This window comes from Mycobacterium sp. 1245499.0, from assembly GCF_001673615.1.
GTDB lineage: Bacteria > Actinomycetota > Actinomycetes > Mycobacteriales > Mycobacteriaceae > Mycobacterium > Mycobacterium europaeum_A.
This window is the reverse complement of sequence record NZ_LZMG01000195.1, coordinates 1-3,659: the sequence shown is the minus strand read 5'-3', so window position 1 is coordinate 3,659 and position 3,659 is coordinate 1. Positions and strand designations below refer to the sequence as shown.

The following is a 3,659-nucleotide window of genomic DNA, read 5'->3' as shown; positions in this document are numbered from 1 at the left end:
CGACGTGCTGAGGATGACGTGCTCGATGCCCGCCGCGGCGACCCGCGACAGCAGATGGGTCAGGAACGGCAATCCGGCGGTGGGCAGCATCGGCTTGGGCGCCGACAACGTCAGCGGCCGCAGCCGGGTGCCCTTGCCCCCGACCAGGATCACCACATCGACTTGCGGACCCCCCACCAGATCAGCCACCTCAGTGTCGCCCTTCTAGGAGTTTCTGCCGCCCGGCCGCGCGCAGCGCGCTGCGCACCATCAGGCGCGACCGCACCGCCAGCGAGGCGCGCAGCGTCCAGCGCAGCGGAGCGCGCAACCAGCCGGAATGCCGGTCGGCGAGAAAGAGATACGTGCTCTTGTGGTGCGCGGCCAGGTGGTTGGCCGGGTCCCCGCCGGTGGAGTGGCCCTTGTGGTGCAGCACCTCGGCCGACGGCACGTAGACGGAAAGCCAGCCGGCCTTGCCCAGCCGGTCGCCCAGGTCGACATCCTCCATGTACATGAAGTAGCGCTCGTCGAACCCGCCGATCTGGCCGAACGCCGACCGGCGCACCAGCAGGCACGAGCCCGACAGCCAGCCCACCGGCCGCTCGCTGGGCTCGAGGCGCTCCTGGCGGTAGGCCGCCGACCACGGATTGGTCTTCCAGAACGGCCCGACGACGGCGTGCATGCCGCCGCGGATCAGGCTGGGCAGGTGGCGCGCCGACGGGTACACCGACCCGTCGGGATCGCGGACCAGCGGCCCCAGCGCGCCGGCGCGCGGCCAGCGCGCCGCGGCGTCGAGCAGCGCGTCGATGCTGCCCGGTCCCCACTGCACGTCGGGGTTGGCGACGATAACCCAGTCGCCGTCGCGGTCCAGCTGCGCGACGGCCCGATTCACCGCGGTCCCGTAGCCGAGGTTGGCGCCGGTGTGGAACAGCCGCACGTTGGGGTAGCGATCGACGGCCGCCTGCGGGGTGCCGTCGGTGGAGCCGTTGTCGGCCAGCAGCACGCACACCTCGCGCTCGGTGGCCAGCGACAGCGAGGCCAGGAAGCGCTCCAGGTGTGGGCCCGGTGAGTAGGTCACCGTCACGACCGGCAGGACGTCAGTCACGCGTAGAGGGTACCGGCCGCTCGGCCCCGCCATCGCCATCCGTGCCTGCGCGGGCGGCGGCCAGCGCCGCGGCAAGCGCGGGGCGCCAGGGCCGCAGCGGCCGCAGGCCCGCCGCGACGGACTGGCCGCTGCCCAGCGCGGTGTAAGGGGGCCGGGGGGCCGGCCGCGGGAACTGTGCGGTGGTGACGGGGCGCACCCGCGCCGGGTCGGCACCGCATTCCTCGAAGACCGCGCGGGCCTGCTCGAACCGCGAGCAGGCGCCCTCGTTGGCGGCGTGCAGGATCGGGCCCGGCACGCGATCGTCGACGATCTGCAACAGCGCGGCGGCCAGGTCGCCGACGTAGGTCGGCGAGCCGGTCTGGTCGTCGACCACGTCGACCGGGCCGTCGCCGGCGGCCAGGCGGCGCATCACCGCGACGAAGTCCTTGCCGGTGCCGCCGGTGTAGACCCAGGCGGTGCGGACGACGACCGCCTCGGGCAGCGCCGCGAGCACGGCCCGCTCCCCCGCGACCTTGCTGCGGGCGTAGACGCTTTGCGGCGCGGTCTGATCGGTGGGCTCGTACGGCCGGGGCGCGGCACCGCCGAAATCCCCGTTGAACACGTAGTCGGTGGAGACGTGGATCAGCCGGGCGCCTGCCTTCGCGCAGGCCGCGGCTATGTGGCCGGGGCCGGTCTCGTTGACCGCGAACGCGCCGGCCTCGTCGCTCTCGGCGCCGTCGACGTCGGTGTAGGCCGCGCAGTTGATGACGACGTCGCCGCGCTGCACGATCCGTTGCGCGGCGGCGGGATCGGTGATGTCCCACTGCGACGACGTCAGCGCCAGCGCGTCGCGGCCCTGAGTCGCCGCCAACGAGGTCAAATAGCCGCCCAGCTGCCCACCGGCGCCGGCAATCACGATCCTGGCTGACATGGTTTTCAGTTTGGCATGGCCCGAAACGCCGGGACGAAGGCCGGGGCGCGCGGGCGCCGGCTACCCGTGAAGCTCCTGTGTCGCAAGTAATGTAGTGGGATGCCTGTGCAACGTGTGGTTCGTGTGATTGCCACCGCGCTGACGCTCGCGGTCGTCCTCGGCACCGGGATCGCGTGGACCAATGTGCGGTCCTTCGAAGACGGCATCTTTCACATGTCCGCGCCCTCGCTGGGCAAGGGCGGCGACGACGGCGCGATCGACATCCTGCTGGTCGGCCTCGACAGCCGCACCGACGCGCACGGCAACCCGTTGACCCAGGAGGAGCTGGACACGCTCAAGGCCGGCGACGAGGAAGCCACCAACACCGACACGATCATCCTGATCCGCATCCCTAACAACGGGAAGTCGGCCACCGCGATCTCGATCCCGCGCGACTCCTACGTCGCCGCCCCGGGCCTGGGCAAGACCAAGATCAACGGCGTCTACGGCCAGACCCGGGAGGCCAAGCGCGCCGCGCTGGTCAGGGCCGGCGACTCCGCCGCCGACGCGGCCGCCCAGGGCACCGAGGCCGGCCGCGAGGCGCTGATCAAGACCGTCGCCGACCTCACCGGCGTCACCGTCGACCACTACGCCGAGATCGGCCTGCTGGGCTTCTCGCTGATCACCGACGCCCTCGGCGGCGTCGACGTCTGCCTCAAAGAGCCGGTGTTCGAACCGCTTTCGGGCGCCGACTTCCCCGCCGGCCCGCAACGACTCAGCGGCCCCGAAGCGCTCAGCTTCGTGCGTCAGCGCCACGAGCTGCCGCGCGGCGACCTAGACCGGGTGGTGCGCCAGCAGGTGGTGATGGCCTCGCTGGCCCACCGGGTCATCTCCGGGCAGACGCTGTCCAGCCCCAGCACGGTCAAGCGGCTGGAGGCCGCCGTCCAGCGCTCGGTGGTGATCTCCGCCGGTTGGGACGTCATGGATTTCGTGCAACAGATGCAGAAGCTGGCCGGTGGCAACGTCGCATTCGCCACCATCCCGGTGCTCGACGGCGCCGGCTGGAGCGACGACGGCATGCAGAGCGTGGTGCGGCTGGACCCGCATCAGGTCGCTGACTGGGTCGGCGGCCTGCTGCACGAGCAGGAACAGGGCAAGACCGAGGAGATCGCCTACACCCCGGCCAAGACCACCGCCAGCGTCGTCAATGACACCGACATCAACGGCTTGGCCGCGGCGGTGTCCGACGTGTTGAGCGCCAAGGGTTTTGCACCCGGAACGGTGGGCAACAACGACGGCGGGCACGTCAAGACCAGCCAGGTGCGCGCCGCCAAGAGCGACGACCTGGGGGCCAAGGAGATCTCCAAGGAACTGGGTGGGCTGCCGGTGGTCGCCGACACCTCGCTGGCGCCGGGCGCGGTGCGGGTGGTGCTGGCCAACGACTACAGCGGTCCGGGCTCGGGCCTGTCCGGCGACGCGACGATCATGCCCGCCAAGGTGTCGACCGCCGGTGCGGTGACGACCGACCCTAAGGCTCCGGCGCCATCGCCGATCCTGACCGCCGGTTCCGACAAGCCCGAGTGCATAAACTGACGACCTGTGCCGCAATCGATCACGCTGAGCGGGGCCATCCTCGATCCGCTGCTGCGGGCCGATCCGGTGGGACCGCGCATCACCTACTACGACGAC

At 71.4% G+C, this 3,659-nt stretch carries 4 protein-coding genes and 1 pseudogene; 2 read left to right on the top strand and 3 right to left on the bottom strand.

Annotation, left to right across the window (positions count from 1 at the left end; genetic code table 11):
- The 3 genes from A5646_RS28030 to rfbD all read right to left on the bottom strand — a co-directional run.
- Positions 1-177 (bottom strand): sugar phosphate nucleotidyltransferase (locus A5646_RS28030; protein WP_156765583.1); only part of this gene is annotated, 177 nt, incomplete at its 3' end.
- A 13-nt stretch (positions 178-190) separates the two neighbouring features.
- A complete protein-coding gene (locus A5646_RS11445) occupies positions 191-1,114 on the bottom strand; it encodes a glycosyltransferase family 2 protein (protein ID WP_156752943.1) in 924 nt (307 codons plus the stop codon).
- Positions 1,074-1,991, bottom strand: coding sequence for a dTDP-4-dehydrorhamnose reductase (rfbD, locus tag A5646_RS11440; protein ID WP_066878851.1), 918 nt, complete (start codon positions 1,989-1,991; stop codon positions 1,074-1,076). The genes A5646_RS11445 and rfbD overlap by 41 nt, the downstream gene beginning before the upstream one ends.
- Before the next feature lie 99 nt (positions 1,992-2,090).
- Here rfbD and A5646_RS11435 point away from each other — a divergent pair, with 99 nt between their 5' ends.
- Both A5646_RS11435 and A5646_RS28930 read left to right on the top strand, forming a co-directional pair.
- Positions 2,091-3,563, top strand: a complete 1,473-nt coding sequence (locus A5646_RS11435) for an LCP family protein (protein WP_066878849.1) — start codon at positions 2,091-2,093, stop codon at positions 3,561-3,563.
- A 6-nt stretch (positions 3,564-3,569) separates the two neighbouring features.
- A pseudogene (locus tag A5646_RS28930) lies at positions 3,570-3,659 on the top strand (TIGR03089 family protein); the annotation flags it as partial.

Bases quoted from the DNA above. Each gene is read 5' to 3' on its own strand.
- A5646_RS11435 (WP_066878849.1), top strand. From the start codon at position 2,091: ATGCCTGTGCAACGTGTGGTTCGTGTGATTGCCACCGCGCTGACGCTC.
- A5646_RS11445 (WP_156752943.1), bottom strand. From the start codon at position 1,114: ATGGCGGGGCCGAGCGGCCGGTACCCTCTACGCGTGACTGACGTCCTG.
- rfbD (WP_066878851.1), bottom strand. From the start codon at position 1,991: ATGTCAGCCAGGATCGTGATTGCCGGCGCCGGTGGGCAGCTGGGCGGC.